Genomic DNA, 19660 nt, shown 5'->3' on the forward strand with positions numbered 1-19660 from the left:
GAATAATATTACGAATATGTCTAGGCCAAAAAGTAAATGGCAACTTTTTAACTGGCTTTATACTGGTAAATTACCGTTAAACGAATTATGGCTCAATCCGACTTATCGTTATAAGTTTTTTTTCAGAACCTTGTTTTTAAGTCCAATCACCCTAAAATGGCTTGATAAATTAAGACAGTATCCATTACTTGGCGATTATTTTTCGTGCCAAACAAATTTGCCGTGTAAATTACAGCGCCCTTATTTAGCCTCTTGCTTGAGTCAAAAAGCCCGTTATGACGCTTTGTCGTATCACTATGATTTTTTAGCTAAACAACCTGACAGTGTAAGCAAGGCTTTTTATAATCCGCAATTGCCTTTTGTATTGGCCGATGTAACGGTTAAAAATGAACAAAACATCCAAATAGCAGTGCAAGCCCGTAATAAATTTGCAAGAGAGGGCGAAATCAGCCTTTATTTTTATGATAGTGATGGCATTGATTTAGCCACTTTAACGTTTTCAATCGTTGAATATCAAGGTAAGCCAACACTGTTTATTGCTGGTTTACAAGGGACAGGGCATGATGATGCGCGCACGCGTGTACAAAAAGCGACTAAAGCGTGCTATGGACTGTTTCCTAAACGCATTGTGGTCGAAGCCGCACTAACGATTGCGCGTTATTACCAGTTAACGCAAATTGTTGCCGTGGGTAATAAAACCCATATTTATAATAATTGGCGTTATAACAGCCGTCAGGAACGTATTTTGTCTGATTATGATGATTTTTGGTTAACACTTGATAGCAAACAAGATGCCAATGGTTTATTTATATTACCAAGTCAAATTAATCGAAAATCCATTGAAGAAATCGCCAGTAAAAAACGTTCAGAATACCGAAATCGTTACGCTTTATTGGATCAGCTTCAACTTAATATTGAGCAAAAATTAGCATCATTGACTTAATAATTAGCAGTAACATTTTAAAACATAGGTTTGATCCAATTATTTAAAAATAAAAGTCAGGAATAGTTAAGGAATAAAATATGTATTTTGGTATTCTTATTGCGTTAGTGCCATTGTTTATTGGTTACTTAATTAAGATTAAAAATGATAATTTGATGACCAAAATTAACCAAGCGTTAAGTTGGATGATTTACCTTATTTTATTCATTATGGGATCGGAACTGGCTCATTTAGATAATTTAACCACTAATTTGCGAACTATTTTATGCTACGCCAGTGTTTTGTTTGTTTGTACATTTGGTGGCAATTTTCTGGTTTTGCTTATTTTTGATTACTGTTCTCCTGTTAAAACTGTTAAAGCAAATCAAACTTATGAATCACGTTTTAAAATGATTTTTGAGTCATTGCGTGTTTGTATTGCATTAATATTGGGGTTTGTTTGTGGATTATTTCCTTTATTTATCTGGCAATACGCCGAAATTACCACCCAAGTTGTGTTGGTTTTTTTATTGTTTTTAGTCGGAATACAATTACGCAGTAATAATATTTCAATCAAACATATTCTACTTAACAAAATAGGCATAACAACAACGCTATTAGTTACGTTAAGCGCTTTTTTAGGTGGAGTTATTGCCTCATTTATTCTAAATTTACCTGCGCGTGTTGGTCTTGCAATGTCATCGGGGTTTGGTTGGTATTCGTTATCGGGTATTTTAATGACCGAAGCCCATGGCCCAATTATTGGTAGTGCGACGTTTTTAAATGATATTTTGCGTGAGTTATGTGCAATTATCTTAATACCAACACTAATTAAACGCTACCAATTAACCACATTAGGACTGTGCGGTGCAACATCAATGGATTTTACATTACCCATGCTACAAAAAGGTGGCGGAATAGCCATTGTACCTGCCGCTATTGCTCAAGGTTTTTTATTGACGTTGATTATGCCGGTATTGATTACGTTATTTAATTATGGTGGGTTTTAGTAACCATTCACATAACCGTTAACTAAATCGCATTATATACATTATTATGATTATTTTTAGTATATTGTGCGTTTTGTGATTTAAAAAACTTTAATAAAATCAATGCATTTCCTGACCGATTTTTTGGCTGTTTTTGTGCTGATTGATGGTTTATATACGCTCATTTTTAGGCACAAAAAATGGTGTGGTGTCGATCCCTTCATGTTGTAGCAGTTTGATTTTTTTATCTATGTCGCCAGCATAACCTGTTAAATTACCGTTAACGCTAATAACACAATGACAAGAAATGATAATGGACATTGGATTATGACCAACTGCTAGTTTACAGTGATAAAACTATCAATTTATTGATTAATATTGTGTGTAAAAAAGTGGTTGGTATGGAAACTTTAAATATCAAACGCAAAAATGATATGTAGAAATCAACATCTTGATATGCCTATGTTTTCAATTAAAGCATTAGCATAGTGCTGAAACTGTATTTTAAAAGCAATTAAGTATATAATGCACTACAAATTTAATTAATTTTTATCATCTAAAATATACTTCTATGAAATCTTCAATTATCAATAAATTAGAAACGCTACAAGAGCGTTATGAAGAGGTTCAAGCATTATTGTCTGATGCTTCGGTTATTGCCGATCAAAATCGCTTTCGTACTTTGTCTAAAGAATATTCACAATTAACAGGTGTGGTTAAATGTTTTACGGATTGGAAACAAACTCAAGAGGATATTGATACAGCTAAAATAATGCTATCTGATCCTGAAATGTGCGAAATGGCGCAAGAAGAATTAAACGAAGCACTTAGTCGAGTTGAGGAGCAAGAAAAGCAACTACAAGTACTATTATTACCGAAAGATCCTAATGACGATTATAACTGCTTTGTTGAAGTTAGAGCCGGAACGGGTGGTGATGAAGCGGCTATTTTTGCAGGTGATTTAGCCCGAATGTATACAAGATTTGCTGAATCGCGCCATTGGCGAGTTGAAATTATGAGCGCAAATGATGGCGAACATGGCGGTTATAAAGAAGTCATTATGTTAGTGAGTGGTGATGGGGTGTATGGTCATTTGAAATTCGAATCGGGTGGTCACCGAGTTCAACGTGTGCCAGAAACCGAATCGCAAGGTCGTATTCATACATCGGCTTGTACTGTTGCTGTTTTACCAGAAGTCCCTGAAGCAGAAATGCCCGAAATCAACCCGGCTGATTTAAAAATTGATACCTATCGTTCATCTGGCGCAGGTGGTCAGCATGTTAATACAACAGATTCTGCTATTCGTATTACCCACATTCCTACGGGCATCGTTGTTGAATGTCAAGATGAGCGTTCACAACATAAAAACAGAGCCAAAGCAATGTCAGTTTTAGCTGCAAGAATTCAAGATGCGGAACTACGCAAGCGCCAACAAGAAGAGGCTTCAACACGCCGAAATCTATTAGGTTCAGGTGATCGTTCTGATAGAATTAGAACATATAATTACCCACAAGGTCGAGTAACCGATCATCGAATTAATTTAACGCTTTACCGTTTAGATGAAGTTATGGAAGGGAAATTAGATATGCTAATCGAGCCGATTGTACAAGAATATCAAGCCGATCAACTTGCTGCTTTATCGGAACAAGATGAATGACCTATTTACAATGGCTTAAAAGTGCATCTCAAACCTTAACCGATAGTGAAAGTCCAAAGCGAGATGCCGAAATTTTACTGAGTTTTGTTACGCAAAAAACACGAACCTTTTTAATGGCGTTTAGTGAAACATTACTTACTGATGATGAGTTGATTGCATTATCTGAATGTTTAGAACGTAGGAAAAATGGCGAGCCTATCGCTTATATTACTGGCGAAAAAGAGTTTTGGTCTTTGAAATTTAATGTCTCTAGCGCAACATTAATACCTAGACCTGATACCGAAAAATTAGTTGAACTAAGTTTAGAATACCTTCCTAAAGTGCCTTGTGAAGTATTGGATCTTGGTACTGGCACTGGGGCGATAGTTATTGCCATGGCAACTGAACGCCAAGATTGCTTATTTACTGCAATTGAAAAAAGTCAAGATGCTCTTATATTAGCACAACAAAATGCAACCCAAATAGGGGTAAATAATGTCTATTTTTTACATGGTGATTGGTATAAACCAATAAAAAACCGAAAATTTTCAATGATTGTTAGTAACCCACCTTATATTGAATCAACTGATATTCACTTATCACAAGGTGATGTTCGTTATGAACCAAGAAGCGCTTTAGTTTCAGGAGAAGATGGATTATCTGATATAAAACTGATCGTACAAGGTGCAACCAAGCACTTAATCCAATATGGTTGGTTACTAATAGAACATGGTTGGAAACAAGGCGAAGCAGTGCAAACCATTTTTAAACAAAACGGATTTCAATTAGTTGAAACTTTCACCGACTATAGTGGTAATGATAGAGTCACTCTTGGTCGTTGGTTTAAACCTTAACAGGAAAATTTTATGATGCAGCAAAAAAAAGTCAACGTTGGTAATATTACGGTCGCTAATGATCTACCCTTTGTACTATTTGGCGGTATGAATGTGCTCGAATCGCGCGATTTAGCAATGAAAATCTGTGAACATTATGTCACTGTTACCAATAAACTAAATATTCCTTATATTTTTAAAGCTTCTTTTGATAAAGCTAATCGCTCATCAGTCCATTCTTATCGAGGCCCAGGCCTAGAAGAAGGCCTTAAAATCTTTCAAGAGCTTAAACAACAGTTTGGTATTAAAATTATTACCGATGTCCATACCGAAGCGCAATGTCAGCCTGTTGCTGATGTTGTAGATGTAATTCAATTACCCGCTTTTTTAGCAAGACAAACGGATTTAGTTGTTGCTATGGCTAAAACTGGCGCAGTCATTAATGTTAAAAAACCACAATTTGTCAGCCCAGGACAAATGGGCAATATTGTTGAAAAATTTGAAGAAGCGGGTAACAATCAAATCATCCTTTGTGATCGTGGTAGCTGTTTTGGTTATGACAACTTAGTGGTTGATATGCTTGGTTTTAACATTATGAAAAAAGCAAGCAAAGGGTCACCCGTGATTTTTGATGTTACTCATGCTCTTCAATGTCGTGACCCTATGGGGGCTGCATCAGGTGGGCGTCGTGGTCAAGTCACTGAACTGGCACGTTCGGGCATGGCTGTTGGTATTGCTGGGTTATTTTTAGAATCTCACCCAGATCCAAGTCATGCAAAATGTGATGGACCTTCAGCGTTACCACTAGCAAAACTCGAACCTTTCTTAAAACAGATGAAAGCTATTGATGAGCTAGTAAAAAGCTTTGATGAAATTGATACAGAACATTAAGAGTTTAATTATTTAGCTACGATTAAAAAAACGTTATTTATTATAAAGTAAACGGTATTTTTAGCATATTAATAAAAAAGAGAAACCAAATGTGATTTCTCTTTTTTATTTGGTTATGTGGTCATTTTACGTTATTAATTTTTAGAAATTACTTACTTTTTAATCTTCAATTTTTCAGCCATGGTAATAAATATACATAAAAAATGCCATATCCTAAATCATAGGTAGCGTGTTGATATTATAAATAAAATTGGTGATAGACTAAATATTGACAGCAAACGTTCATCTAGAACATATTCATTAACATCTTCCAAAATCGTCATAACACATTAAATAATGTGACTTTACTGATTAATACTAACGTAATTTTGTATGTAGGTTGTCCATTTACAATGGGATATTTATACAAAGGTTTATATTTTAGGTGATATTTTTGTAAAAAATATTCAGGATTCTATACCGTCATAAGTTTAAAAAACGCTAAAAAAAGCCTGTCATATTATTTTTTGCAATAAAAAAAGTTGTGACTTTCATCTAAAAATTTGCATAAAAATTGATTTTTTTAGTGATTATGATCACGATTTAGAGTGTTTAATTTGCTAGATAAAATATGTTTATGCATTATAAAAATGTATATTTATCTTATATCTGAATTTAAATATACCACCTAAACATGCCACCTAAATATAGTTTAGGAGTTAAATATTTAAAATAAAGTTAATTTTAATTTACCAATAAATCACATTTTTATAGTTTATTGTAAGTTAAACAGCATAAATTTATCATTTTAGGAAAACCAATATGAATACCTATAATGCACAAATAAAACCTCGTCCATTTAATCATTTAACTAAATTGATTTTATCCTTATCTATTTTAAGTAGTGCCATTCCTGTTTATGCTACCTACGAAAACCATTTTGTTGATGATTCTTCATTAACTGGTAATGTCTTTTTTTGGAATCGAGATCGTGAACGCAAAGATATTGATACACATAAGTATGAAAAAAACCTAAGACACACTTCATTCAATACTAATTTAGATTTTAAATCAGGCTATATTGCCGATAGATTGGCTATTGAACTCGGTGGTTATGGCGCTTGGGAAGTGAGTAATGGCGGTAATGGTCATCCAAATGAAATTGGATTTAGTGGATCACATACTCGTTGGAGTGAAGATTGGAAAAAAGATGTCAGCGGATTGAGCTTTTATAAAGCACAAGCAAATTTCAAAATTGACGAATTATTTTGGGTAAAAGCAGGTTATATTCAGCCATCAGGACAAACATTACTTGCGCCACATTGGAGTTTATTACCGGGTACTTATCGTGGGTTTGAGATAGGTTCAACGCTTGATTTTGATAGCGCTGGTGCATTGTCAATGTCATATATGTGGAGTGATAAATATAAAGCACCTTGGTATAAACGACTTTATGAATTCAAACAGTGGGGAAAAGGTAAAAAAATTGATTTTTTACACTCAGCAGGTTTGAAGTATGACTTTAAAAATGACTTAGTGTTAGAAAGCGCATTCGGCCAAGCACAAAATTATATGAATCAATTTTTTGGCAAAGTATCTTATAAAATGGACGTGTTTGATAATCCTATGACTATGAGCTACCAATTTTATGGTGCTAAAGATCAATCACATAAAGGTACTGATGTATATGATGGCTTAGCGTGGTTGCAAGCAGCGACATTAGGTTATCAAGTTGGTCCTGTTGGTCTTCGACTTGAAGGCGTTTCGGTTAAAGCTGATGGAGAACAGGGATTCTTTTTACAGCGTATGACACCTGATTATGCTTCATCAAATGGTCGTTTAGATATATGGTGGAATTCTCGCTCAGACTTCAATGCTAATGGTGAAAAAGCAGTGTTTGCTGAAGTGACTTATGATTTAAGTCACTTATCTCATTATTTAGCGGGTTGGAAAACAGGTGCGTCTTATGCCTATGGTTGGGATGCAAAACCTAGCACTAATCGTCAATACAATCAAAAACAGCGTTTGATTGAATCTGCATATAACTTTGATTTAGGTTATACCGTGCAAGAAAGTTGGGCAAAAGATACAACCTTCCAATTGCACTATACCAAATATAATAACCATTCAAATATACCGAGCTGGGGTGGTGGATACGGTAATATCTTCCAAGATGAACGGGACATTAAATTTATTGTTACAATTCCATTCACTGTTTTTAGTGCTAAACAAAAATAGGTAAAAAAGATGAAAAAGATTAAGACAACGATATTAGCAACTTCAATCCTTTCTTTGTTAAATATATGTGCGATCCAATCAGTACATGCTTCTCAACAAATTGCTGATTTGATTAGTTCTCAAATTAATGTTAAATATGAAGTCGTCGACAATCAAGCAAACGCAAATGGCGTTAACTGTTCAGCTTTAGGTGCTGATTGGGCTTCTTGTAATAACGTAATGATTTCACTTAAAAATACTGGAACAGCCATTAATAATAAAGATTGGGCTATCTATTTTGATAATATCAGAATGATTCTAGCTGTAGACAATGATCAGTTTAAAATCACCCATATTACAGGTGATTTACATAAGCTCGAGCCAACAGAAAAGTTCACTGGTTTTCCTGCTAATACAACGGTGAATATTCCAATTATTGGGGAATATTGGATTGTAAGTGAAAGTGATGTTATGCCACGTTGGTATGTCACATCGAGCGATGCTAAACCCAAAATTATTGCTAACACTAACACGGATTCTGACAATTTATCGGCATTTGTTGCACCAATAAAACAACAATGGAAAAGAACGGCTGATGATCACAATATTTTAATGACGCCTACCAACCGTTTTGAGTATAACGCTGATATTAATAAATTATCTGACTTATCGTTACGAGGACAAATTTTACCAACACCAAGCAAACTTACAATAGGTAAAGAGGATGTTACGATTGATCAGCAAGGCGTTAATTTAATTCTTGATGGTTTAAATCAAGAAAGTTTAGCTATTTTAAAAGCGCAATTTAAAGCATTAAACATTGCAGTAACAGGAAAAGGTTATCAAATAAAAGCAACCGTTGATCCTAAACAATTCAAGCAAGAAAAATTTGGCGCTTATCAATTAGATATTAAAAAGGATAAGACATTAATCACCGCTTATGATGAAGCAGGAATTTTTTATGCAGTTCAGTCAATTTTATCTGTTATTCCTGTAAATCATGCTAATTCAATACCAACATTAAATGCAGTCGATTCGCCACGCTTTGCATATCGAGGAATTATGCTTGATATTGGGCGTAATTTTAAATCTAAACAAGCCATATTAAGTTTATTAGATCAAATGGCAAAATATAAAATGAATAAATTCCATTTTCACTTAAGTGACGATGAAGGTTGGCGAATTGAAATTCCAGGATTACCAGAATTAACTGATATTGGTAGTAAACGTTGTCATGATTTGACAGAGCAAAATTGTTTATTACCACAATTAGGTTCGGGACCTGATAGTAATACAAGTGGATCAGGATTTTTAAGTCGTAATGATTACATTGAAATTGTCAAATATGCAAAAGCACGCTTTATCGAGGTTATTCCTGAAATCGATATGCCTGCACATGCCAGAGCAGCAATAGTATCAATGGAAGCACGTTATAAACGCCTAATGAATGAAGGAAAAGAGCAACAAGCTAATGAGTATCGTTTAGTTGATCCAACCGATACATCCAATACCACAACGGTACAATTTTATAATCGCTTAAGCTATTTGAATCCTTGTCTTGATTCATCTAAACGCTTTGTTAATAAAGTTATCGATGAAATCGCAAAAATGCATATTGAAGCAGGGCAACCGCTTAATACTTGGCATTTTGGTGGTGATGAAGCTAAAAATATCCGTTTAGGTGCAGGTTATCAAGATCTGCAAGCAAAAGAAAAAACTAATATTAAAGGTACTATTGATCAAAGTATAGAAGATCATCCATGGGCTAAATCACAAGCTTGTCAAACTTTTGTGAGAAAAGGCGAGGTAAAAGATATTGAACATCTACCAAGTTATTTTGCCCAACAAGTCAGCACCATTATTAAAGAGCATGGCATCAATCATATGCAAGCATGGCAAGATGGCATGAAACATGCCGAAAATGCCAAATCTTTTGCAGTCGATAAAGTTACAGTTAACTTTTGGGACACATTATATTGGGGGGGATTTGATTCAGTTAATGAATGGACAAATAAAGGTTATCAAGTGATTATCTCTAATCCAGACTATGTTTATTTAGATATGCCATATGAAGTGAATCCAAAAGAAAGTGGTTACTATTGGGCAACACGTTTTAGTGATGAACGTAAAATATTTAGTTTTGCGCCCAATAATTTACCACAAAATGCTGAAACTTCGGTTGACCGAGATGGTAATCCATTTACAGCTAAAGGTACTATGAACTGGTCAGGTGCTTATGGGCTATCAGCACAAATTTGGACTGAAGATATCCGTAGTGATAACAAAATGCAATATATGGCTTTTTCTCGTTTACTAGCGGTTGCTGAAAGGGCTTGGCATCAAGCTGATTGGGAAATGGCTTATCAAAAAGATCGCCAATATCAGCAAGGTGAAACACATTATGTAGATAGCAAAGCGTTACATGATGATTGGAATCGCTTTGCTAATTTACTTGGACAAAGAGAGCTAGCTAAACTTGATCTTGCAAATATCAATTATCGATTGCCTGTTCCTGGTGCAAAAATCAAAGACGGTAAATTAAACGCCAATATTGCCTTTCCTGGGTTGAACATTGAATATTCAACCAATAATGGACAAGATTGGAAACGCTATAATGGCCCAGTTACCATTAATAAAGGTGATACTGTTTCTATTCGCAGTATTTCGCCAGATCAAAAAAGAACAAGTCGTATAGAAAAGCTAAATTAAGCTTTAAAGCACTAATATTCTTATCCGTTTATCGGATAAGAATAAAGCCTAAGAAAGGGAATTGATGATATTTAATGAAGCGTTTCCATTAGTTCAGTTTCATCAAAATCGTCATCATTCCCATCTTCAAAATAAGTGCCCCAACCATCATATGTGACGCCAAATTGGGTAGTAAGTGCGATGATTTCTGCAATTTGTGCATTTATTATTTCGGCATTGAGTGGGCTTTCGGTAACAATATCGAAACCGATAACTACATTACCAGCATCGTCTATATCTTCATCGGGATCGGTTGCTTCATAACCTAATTTATAGACTTCTACTGCTACTTTTTCTAATTTATCAAAATGTTGTGACGAAACATGATGTTCAATAATATAAAGTGCATGAGGATCACTACCATCCTCTAACAATTCCTCAATAATCGCGCTAGTATCTTGCTGAGCAAGACGAATTCGATCTTTCATAATATACCTTTTAGTGGTCGAGCAAATTGTATGGTATATTACACGTTTCAAAATAATTTTCGAGAAAAAAATGATCGTTGATTTACATTCACATACTACGGCATCGGATGGTCTTTTAACACCTAGCGATCTTGTCAAAAAAGCTGTAGATAACCAAATTGCTATTTTGGCTATTACCGATCATGATACCGTCAAAGGTTTACCTGAAGCTCAAAAAACGATTGCTAACGAAAATTTACCTATTAAATTAGCTTGTGGTGTTGAAATATCAACTTCTTGGAAAAACAACGAAATCCATATTGTTGGGTTAAATATTGATGTTACACATCCTGAGTTAACGACACTACTATCATCACAAGAACAAGGAAGAATCGATCGAGCATTGGCGATAAGCCATAAATTAGCTAAAGTTAGTATTGAAAACGCTTACCAACAAGCACAACAATTTGCAAAAGGAGACATTGTTTCGCGTGCTCATTTTGCAAGATTTTTAGTTGCTAACGGTTATGTTAAAGACATTAAACGCGCCTTTAAAACGTACTTAGGCAAAGGTGGTTATGCTTATGTACCTGCAACATGGTGTAGTATTTCAGATGCAGTTAATGCCATTCATGCCGCAGGAGGGCAAGCAGTACTTGCGCATCCAAGTCGCTATGATCTCACTTTAACTAAATTGAAATTATTAATAAGTGAGTTTAAATCTAGTGGTGGTGATGCAATTGAAGTTTCACAAAGCAGGCAAACGCAAGATGATTTACAAAAATTAGCTAAATTAGCCAATGAATTTGAACTATTGGCATCACAAGGATCGGATTTTCATGGTGTTGACACCTATTTAGATTTAGGGAAAACAACCCCACTACCCGGTAGTGTTATACCAATTTGGCATAATTGGAAACTCTAAATAAATCTGGTTTAAAATCGATTTATATTCGTGCTTCACTATAAGGTTAACGATATAAAATTTAATCATGCAAATCTGATTAACAATAATATTGATATAGAAGAAAATTATGAGTCAAACTTTTTATATTCATCCAGATAATCCGCAAACTCGATTATTAAATCAAGTTGTCAACATATTAAATGATGGTGGTGTTATAGCTTTTCCGACCGATTCAGGATATTCACTGGGTTGTTTACTAGACAATAAATCGGGTGTTGATCGAATTTGTCAAATTCGTCAACTTGATAAAAATCACAATTTTACCTTGATGTGCCGTGATCTTTCTGAACTATCTAGTTATGCTTTTGTAGATAACACAACTTTTCGGTTACTAAAAAATAATACCCCAGGTAAATATGTTTTTATTTTACAGGCAAGTAAAGAAGTACCCCGTCGATTGATGAATGAAAAACGCAAAACAATTGGACTAAGAATTCCTGATAATAAAATTGATTTAGCGTTGCTCGAATTATTAGGGCAGCCATTAATGACTGCGACATTAATTTTACCTAATGATGACCAAGCGCAATCCGATCCCGACGAAATAGAAGATAAAATAGGTTATCAGCTTGATGCGATAGTGCACGGTGGTTATATAGGTGAACAACCTACTAGCGTGATTGACTTAACTAATCACTATCCAGAAATTATTCGTCAGGGCAGTGGAGACACAAAACCATTTGAATAATTTTACCATTTTTATTGCTAACATTTAGACAATAGCGTGAATAGATAAAATGATACCTGAGAAGGTAACAGAGAGGATAATATGAAAAACAGCAGATCGGCATTACCACAATTTGCCAAAAAGACGAATAATGTTAAGTTTAAAGCGAAAGAAAGCAAGCCTAACGAAAAGCTTAAAACATCAATTACATCAACAGTAACACGAAAAACAGCAACGCGTGACAATACTGAAAAACTCCAAAAAGTATTAGCTAATTTAGGTAATGGATCACGCCGTGAAATTGAAGCCATGATTGTGGCAGGTAAAATCAGTGTAGATGGAAAAATTGCCACATTAGGCGATCGGATTGACATTAATGCCAATCCGAAAATTCGTATCAATGGTCATTTAGTTCAGCTAAGAAGCAAAGAAAAAGAAATTTGCCGAGTACTTGCTTATTACAAACCAGAGGGTGAAATTTGTTCTCGCAATGATCCGCAAGGACGGGCAACTGTTTTTGAACGTTTACCTAGATTAAAAAATGCACGTTGGGTGAATATTGGCAGACTTGATATCAATACATCGGGTTTATTATTATTCACAACTGATGGTGAATTAGCTAATCGATTAATGCATCCACGCCATGAAATTGAACGTGAATATGCAGTGCGAGTATTTGGAAAAGTCACTGATCAACAAATTTTTCAGTTACGCAAAGGGGTACAACTGGAAGATGGTCCAGCCTCGTTTAAATCAATAAAAGCACAAGGTGGCGACGGGATTAATCAATGGTTTAATGTGGTGATAACTGAAGGCCGTAACCGAGAAGTACGCCGCATGTGGGAAGCGGTAGACGTGCAGGTTAGTCGATTATTACGAATCCGCTATGGCGATATCACTTTACCCAAAGGATTATCACGCGGTACATGGCTTGAGTTAGATATTGAATCAGTCAATTACCTGCGCCAAATCGTAGGTATGCAACAGCAAGAAAAAAGCTTTGTCAAAACCTCATCCGACAAACGGTTGCAGCGCCCTAAACGAGCTAAACTAGTCAATTTATCAAAAGCCCAACGTTCACCGCGTCAAGCAACAGCAAAAAAAACAACCAGAAAATAGTTTTTTATACTCTCAATAAAGTTAGCTTTATTGAGAGTTTTCAAAATATTATCTAACTCTCTATTATTGTCATTATCATCTATTGATTTTAATCTATTAATTTCGATTTAATTGTTGTTTAGCAAAAAAGTTAATAAATTATTTAAAAATTATTTATAATTTTGTTTATCTGCGTTTATATTTTATATAACAGAGCCCAAATTTATTTAACACAATTGAATTAAGGAGTGACTGATGCCATTTGTCAATGCCTATGTGTCGGAAGAAGATGCTAAAAAATATGATTTAGATAATTTATGGAATAAGTACCGCCGCTTTGGTACCAAAATGCCTGAACTATTGAAGAGTTTTGATGTTCATCAACACGCTTGGTGTGTGGATAAGGAACGAGGGTATTGGTTATTTAACTGTGGTTGGGTGCTGAATTATGATAGTCCTTCTGATAGACCTGAACCAACGAGTAAGGAGGTATTTATCCTGCATGTTAATGGCCAGAATATTGAGTTTATTTTGGAAACTGGTCGTTGGAAACCTAGCGATTTGCAAGCGATCGGTTTGGAATATGCTAATTCATTTCCTATAAAAATTGCTTGGAATATTGTGTCAATGAATCCAAGTTGTTTATCGACTATGTCGAAGGCGGATTTATTAACCATTTTAAAAGAGGTGTTAACTATCTATAAATGTAGAGGAATTCGAAATTTGGAAACTAATAAGAAAGCATTTTTTAAATTTAATTTTTAGTATTTTGTAAGCTAACACTATAATCAATTATTATACTGGAGGAATAGACCAATATGGTGGGATTGACTAAAGAGGAAGCGGAAAAACGATTATTTAAGGTCAAGGATGCCGATGGATTACGTGATTTAATACAGCAATTAGATATAAATACGCATGGCAAAACAACCATCCTCTAAAATGCTCTAAATTCAAATCGACTTATTTTCTTCAAAATATCAGTATACTTTTTAATCGCATTTCAACATTGTTACCGAACAATTATTAAACAAATTATAATAATAATTTAATCAAATCATTCCCTGATAATTAATACTTATAATCTGTTATTGGTTATTTACAAACCAATTATCTTATTTATAATTTTGCTTATCTGCATTTATATTTTATATAACAGAGCCCAAATTTATTTAACACAATTTAATTAAGGAGTGACTGATGCCATTTGTCAATGCCTATGTGTCGGAAGAAGATGCCAAAAAATATGATTTAGATAATTTATGGAATAAGTACCGCCGCTTTGGTACCAAAATGCCTGAACTATTGAAGAGTTTTGATGTTCATCAACACGCTTGGTGTGTGGATAAGAAACGAGGGTATTGGTTATTTAACTGTGACTATGTGCTGAATTATGATACTCCGTCTGGTTTACCCGCAGCAACTAATAAGGAGGTATATATCCTGCATGTTAATGGCCAGAATATTGAGTTTATTTTGGCTCGTGGCGATTTAGATCCTAGTGAGTCAGTATCTACCGACTTATATCCGATACAATTTGCTTGGAATATTGTGTCAATGACCCCGAGTTGTCTACCTAGTATGTCGAAAGAGGATTTATTAACCATTTTAAAAGAGGCATTAACTGTCTATAAATGTAATGGAATTAGAGATTTAGAAACTGATGATAAGACACTGATTAGATGTAATTTTTAGTATTTTGTAAGCTAACACTATAATCAATTATTATACTGGAGGAATAGACCAATATGGTGGGATTGACTAAAGAGGAAGCGGAAAAACGATTATTTAAGGTCAAGGATGCCGATGGATTACGTGATTTAATACAGCAATTAGATATAAATACCCATGGCAACACAACCATTCTCTAAAATGTTCTAAATTCACATTTACTAAATTTCAATCTGCTAAATTTCAATTTACTGCTCCCTTCAAAATATCAGCATACTTTTTAATCGCATTTCAACATTGTTACCGAACAATTATTAAACAAATTATAATAATAATTTAATCAAATCATTCCCTGATAATTAATACTTATAATCTGTTATTGGTTATTTACAAACCAATTATCTTATTTATAATTTTGTTTATCTGCGTTTATATTTTATATAACAGAGCCCAAATTTATTTAACACAATTTAATTAAGGAGTGACTGATGCCATTTGTCAATGCCTATGTGTCGGAAGAAGATGCCAAAAAATATGATTTAGATAATTTATGGAATAAGTACCGCCGCTTTGGTACCAAAATGCCTGAACTATTGAAGAGTTTTGATGTTCATCAACACGCTTGGTGTGTGGATAAGGAACGAGGGTATTGGTTATTTAACTGTGACTATGTGCTGAATTATGATACTCCGTCTGGTTTACCCGCAGCAACTAATAAGGAGGTATATATCCTGCATGTTAATGGCCAGAATATTGAGCTTATTTTGGAAGCTGGCCGTTGGAAATCTAGCGATTTGCAAGCGATCGGTTTGGAATATGCTAACTCCTTTCCTGTAAAAATTGCTTGGAATATTGTGTCAATGAATCCAAGTTGTTTATCGACTATGTCGAAGGCGGATTTATTAACCATTTTAAAAGAGGCATTAAATGTCTATAAATGTAATGGAATTAGAAATTTAGAAGCTAATGATGAAGCACTGATTAGATGTAATTTTTAGTATTTTGTAAGCTAACGCTATAATCAATTATTATACTGGAGGAATAGACCAATATGGTGGGATTGACTAAAGAGGAAGCGGAAAAACGATTATTTAAGGTCAAGGATGCCGATGGATTACGTGATTTAATACAGCAATTAGATATAAATACCCATGGCAAAACAACCATCCTCTAAAATGTTCTAAATTCACATTTACTAAATTTCAATCTGCTAAATTTCAATTTACTGCTCCCTTCAAAATATCAGCATACTTTTTAATCGCATTTCAACATTGTTACCGAACAATTATTAAACAAATTATAATAATAATTTAATCAAATCATTCCCTGATAATTAATACTTATAATCTGTTATTGGTTATTTACAAACCAATTATCTTATTTATAATTTTGCTTATCTGCATTTATATTTTATATAACAGAGCCCAAATTTATTTAACACAATTTAATTAAGGAGTGACTGATGCCATTTGTCAATGCCTATGTGTCGAAAGAAGATGCCAAAAAATATGATTTAGATAATTTATGGAATAAGTATAATCCTTGGTTCATTCAAATGCCTGAACTATTGAACAGTTTTGACGTTCACCAACACGCTTGGTGTGTGGATAAGGAACGAGGATATTGGTTATTTTACTGTGGTGATGTATTGACTTATGATAGTCCTTCGGGTTTACCTGAACCCACTGATAAGGAGGTGTTTATCCTGCATATTAATGGTCAGAATATTGAATTTATTTTGACTCGTGGCGATTTGGATCCTAGTGAGTCAGTATCTACCGACTTATATCCGATACAATTTGCTTGGGAAATAGTGTCAATGAACCCCAGTAGTTTACCTACTATGTCAAAGACGGATTTATTAACCATTTTAAAAGAGGCATTAACTGCCTATAAACGTGGACTTAGAAATTTAAATGATAATAAGAAAGCACTGATTAGATGTAATTTTTAGTATTTTGTAAGCTAACAACATAATCAATTATTATACCGGAGGAATAGACCAATATGGTGGGATTGACTAAAGATGAAGCGGAAAAACGATTATTTAAGGTCAAGGATGCCGATGGATTACGTGATTTAATACAGCAATTAGATATAAATACCCATGGCAAAACAACCATTCTCTATTCAGGATGGCTAGATTCTGGCGTACATACAGCAGAGATTATTAAACAATTAAAAAATAACTCTTCTCTTCGCCTTATCGATAATACCGAGGCTTCTAAATTTTTATCAGATGCTCTGTCAAATGGTTCGCCTTTAAATAATAAGTTAAAACAGATATTTGGTACAGATAAGAAAGATAAGTTACCTAGCCAAGCATATGAATTCCTTTTTGGCTCAAACAGCAATGGCAGCCGTCAACCTAATGGCGCATGGGATGCTATTTCTAAACGTTTTGTTGATGGTGCAGTGGGTGATGTTCGTGTACTTGGTGGATTTGGAATGGACTCGGGGCGGGTTTTTGCTGCCACAGAATTACCAGCATTATTGAATAATCCCAAAGTGAGGTCAGTCAATGGTATTCCAACATCGGTATTAAGATCTATCGAACAAACCGAGGGAATAGGGCGTGCTTTTGAGCATATTAAAAATATTGCCGGTTTAGATGCCGCAGGCACTAAGTTAGCGCCAGATAATGTTAAATCTTGGTTAAAGCTTTATGAACCTGACGGAAAGTTTAATAGTGAGTATCTTAACAATCTTAAAGATGCTTACGCTAATTTATCGCCAGAAATGCGAAAAAGTGTTAATCGAACTTCTAAATATCTAGCGTCAGCGGGTGAAAAAATCGCAAAACGCTTGCCTATTTTGGGTTATATTATGACCGGGATCGGACTTGGCTTTGCATCGGCAGAAGCTCAGGCTGCACTTGATCGAGGCGATGTTAACGAGGCAAGAGGAATTTTACTTGAGTTTGGCGTTAAAGAAATTAGTGGCAATATATTAGGGGCATTGGCAGGAACCGTTGCTGCTGCAATTGTTGGGGCCGCCGGTGCGCCAGCTGCTGCCGTTATCGGTATCGGCTTAGGTGCTGCTGTTGTGGCTGGTTTGCTTTCGGATGCGATGGTAGATAAGTTTGCTGATTTATTCCGAGATAATGATCAAAATGGACTAATTGATCTTTGGGATAAGTTAAATGGTCTACTTGATGATGCTGGAAATGCTATTATGGGGCCTATTGCATCGTTATTTCCTTCTATTCCTGATCTTGCTAAACGAGCATTCTCTCCTATTATTATCGATCTTGATCGTGATGGCGTTGAAACAATTGGTAAAGATAAAAATATTCATTTTGATTTAAATGCCAACCAATTTGCCGAAAATACAGGATGGGTTGGTGCGGATGATGGATTGTTGGTGATCGATTTAAATGATAATGGTGTTATTGATGATGGAAGAGAACTGTTTGGTGAAAGTTCATTACTACAAAATGGCAAAACAGCTAAAAATGGTTACCAAGCATTAGCTCAATATGATGAAAATGGTGATGGCGTTATTGATGCTAAAGATAGCGTCTGGCAAAAATTAAAAATATGGCAAGATAAAAATAGCAATGGTCTTACCGATGAAAATGAACTAATTAGCTTAGAACAAGCAGGAATTTCCTCGATTAGTACAAAGTATTCAAAATCAGATTATGTGGATAGTAACGGAAATGAACATCGCTTAACCGGTGAAATCACCTACACCGACGGAAGCAAAGGAAAATCCACCGATGTTTGGTTTGCAACAGATCAAGCAAATACTATTTATACTGGCGAAAAACACTATATTGACGAGGTAAGAAAATACCCTTCAGTACGAGGATTTGGTAATCTTGTTAACTTATCTATTGCGTTAAGTCAAAATACAGAGCTAAGAAATTTACTCGATAAATTTATTGCTAATCCTATAACAACTGACATTCTACAAGTTATTGACGATATTATTTTTAGTTGGGCCAATGTGAATCTGGTTGACCCAAATAGTCGAGGTAATATAGACGCTAGAAAATTAACTGTATTAGAAATCATTACAGGAGAAAAATATACTAATATTTATTATGGTAATAATGCTCCTCCTGTAGGTACTTTTGGTGCTAATTTATTAATGGGTGAATATAATAAATTCAAACATTATGTTACCGCTAGTCTTTTAGCACAAACCGAATTTAAAGAGGCGTTTAAATTATTAAAAATAGATATAAATAATGGAAATGCCGTGATTGATTTTTCAGGATTAGAGCGTCATCTTAATCAGATAACTGATCCAGCACAAAAACTTTTATTGAAAGACGTTATTGATGGCTATTTAACATACAATAGTTCTGATGAGTATTATCAGTCAATTAAAAATAAATTGGGTGAAAATACATTAACCGGTAATAATTTTTATGTATTTGGCTTATCAGGTCATGAGTCGATTACTGACTCATCAGGAATTGATAAACTGTTATTTATGAATAACATTAAAGCTGAAGATATTCGATTTTCACGCCAAGGGGCAGATATAACCGCAACCTTAATTGACGGCAAAAGTAGCATCACCTTCAAGAATATTTTTGCCAATGCAACATCAGCAACCGCAAAAATTAATACCAATAATGTTATTGAAGAGTTTATATTTGCCGATGGCACCAAATTAACGTGG

Annotated in this window: 18 protein-coding genes and 2 pseudogenes; 18 read left to right on the plus strand and 2 right to left on the minus strand. The window is 34.6% G+C overall.

The features are described from left to right. The first annotated feature begins 16 nt into the window (after positions 1-16). Entirely contained in the window at positions 17-943 is a 927-nt protein-coding gene (locus GQ590_RS07420; protein ID WP_160407898.1) for a VirK/YbjX family protein, read from the plus strand. Between the two features lie 80 nt (positions 944-1023). Then, positions 1024-1932 (plus strand): lysine exporter LysO family protein, encoded by a 909-nt coding sequence (locus GQ590_RS07425; RefSeq protein ID WP_160407900.1) that lies wholly within the window; start codon positions 1024-1026, stop codon positions 1930-1932. Between the two features lie 150 nt (positions 1933-2082). On the opposite strand, the pseudogene GQ590_RS07430 reads toward GQ590_RS07425, so the two are convergent. Then, positions 2083-2250: pseudogene (locus tag GQ590_RS07430) on the minus strand (MGMT family protein); the annotation flags it as partial. A gap of 232 nt (positions 2251-2482) precedes the next feature. On the opposite strand from GQ590_RS07430, the gene prfA reads away from it, so the two are divergent. From prfA to GQ590_RS07455, 5 genes are all read left to right on the plus strand, one after another. Next, positions 2483-3568, plus strand: coding sequence for a peptide chain release factor 1 (prfA, locus tag GQ590_RS07435; RefSeq protein WP_160407904.1), 1086 nt, complete (start codon positions 2483-2485; stop codon positions 3566-3568). After that, positions 3565-4401, plus strand: coding sequence for a peptide chain release factor N(5)-glutamine methyltransferase (prmC, locus tag GQ590_RS07440; RefSeq protein ID WP_160407906.1), 837 nt, complete (start codon positions 3565-3567; stop codon positions 4399-4401). Before prfA ends, prmC begins: the two co-directional genes overlap by 4 nt. 15 nt (positions 4402-4416) lie before the next feature. Then, complete coding sequence (kdsA, locus tag GQ590_RS07445; protein WP_160407919.1) at positions 4417-5271, plus strand: 3-deoxy-8-phosphooctulonate synthase; 855 nt, start codon at positions 4417-4419, stop codon at positions 5269-5271. Positions 5272-6072: 801 nt separating this feature from the next. After that, positions 6073-7488: an OprD family outer membrane porin gene (locus GQ590_RS07450; RefSeq protein WP_160407907.1), complete on the plus strand. Its 1416-nt coding sequence runs from the start codon at positions 6073-6075 to the stop codon at positions 7486-7488. Between the two features lie 9 nt (positions 7489-7497). Beyond that, positions 7498-10176, plus strand: coding sequence for a beta-N-acetylhexosaminidase (locus GQ590_RS07455; RefSeq protein WP_160407909.1), 2679 nt, complete (start codon positions 7498-7500; stop codon positions 10174-10176). 71 nt (positions 10177-10247) lie between these two features. On the opposite strand, the gene rraB is transcribed toward GQ590_RS07455, so the two are convergent. Continuing rightward, complete coding sequence (rraB, locus tag GQ590_RS07460; protein ID WP_160407910.1) at positions 10248-10643, minus strand: ribonuclease E inhibitor RraB; 396 nt, start codon at positions 10641-10643, stop codon at positions 10248-10250. Positions 10644-10713: 70 nt separating this feature from the next. On the opposite strand from rraB, the gene GQ590_RS07465 reads away from it, so the two are divergent. The 11 genes and pseudogenes from GQ590_RS07465 to GQ590_RS07500 form a co-directional block, all read left to right on the plus strand. Then, positions 10714-11547, plus strand: coding sequence for a PHP domain-containing protein (locus GQ590_RS07465; RefSeq protein WP_160407913.1), 834 nt, complete (start codon positions 10714-10716; stop codon positions 11545-11547). 109 nt (positions 11548-11656) lie between these two features. After that, complete coding sequence (locus tag GQ590_RS07470; RefSeq protein WP_160407915.1) at positions 11657-12277, plus strand: L-threonylcarbamoyladenylate synthase; 621 nt, start codon at positions 11657-11659, stop codon at positions 12275-12277. Between the two features lie 81 nt (positions 12278-12358). Next, positions 12359-13375 (plus strand): 23S rRNA pseudouridine(2605) synthase RluB, encoded by a 1017-nt coding sequence (gene rluB / locus GQ590_RS07475; protein WP_160407917.1) that lies wholly within the window; start codon positions 12359-12361, stop codon positions 13373-13375. Positions 13376-13609: 234 nt separating this feature from the next. Beyond that, positions 13610-14119 carry a hypothetical protein gene (locus GQ590_RS07480; protein ID WP_160422569.1) on the plus strand — a complete coding sequence of 170 codons (510 nt, stop codon included), beginning with the start codon at positions 13610-13612 and terminating at the stop codon, positions 14117-14119. Between the two features lie 53 nt (positions 14120-14172). Next, positions 14173-14295 (plus strand): hypothetical protein, encoded by a 123-nt coding sequence (locus tag GQ590_RS12685; RefSeq protein ID WP_255306795.1) that lies wholly within the window; start codon positions 14173-14175, stop codon positions 14293-14295. A gap of 259 nt (positions 14296-14554) precedes the next feature. After that, complete coding sequence (locus GQ590_RS07485; RefSeq protein WP_160422570.1) at positions 14555-15049, plus strand: hypothetical protein; 495 nt, start codon at positions 14555-14557, stop codon at positions 15047-15049. A 53-nt stretch (positions 15050-15102) separates the two neighbouring features. Next, positions 15103-15225 (plus strand): hypothetical protein, encoded by a 123-nt coding sequence (locus GQ590_RS12690; RefSeq protein WP_255306830.1) that lies wholly within the window; start codon positions 15103-15105, stop codon positions 15223-15225. 288 nt (positions 15226-15513) lie between these two features. After that, positions 15514-16023 (plus strand): hypothetical protein, encoded by a 510-nt coding sequence (locus GQ590_RS07490; protein WP_160409195.1) that lies wholly within the window; start codon positions 15514-15516, stop codon positions 16021-16023. Positions 16024-16076: 53 nt separating this feature from the next. Further along, the gene (locus GQ590_RS12695; RefSeq protein ID WP_255306795.1) at positions 16077-16199 is read left to right on the plus strand and encodes a hypothetical protein; all 123 of its coding nucleotides are present in this window, start codon (positions 16077-16079) and stop codon (positions 16197-16199) included. Between the two features lie 288 nt (positions 16200-16487). Further along, entirely contained in the window at positions 16488-16979 is a 492-nt protein-coding gene (locus GQ590_RS07495) for a hypothetical protein (protein ID WP_160409193.1), read from the plus strand. 53 nt (positions 16980-17032) lie between these two features. After that, a pseudogene (locus tag GQ590_RS07500) lies at positions 17033-19660 on the plus strand (hypothetical protein); the annotation flags it as partial.

The sequence above is a fragment of the Gilliamella sp. Lep-s35 genome, assembly GCF_009795845.1.
GTDB lineage: Bacteria > Pseudomonadota > Gammaproteobacteria > Enterobacterales > Orbaceae > Gilliamella.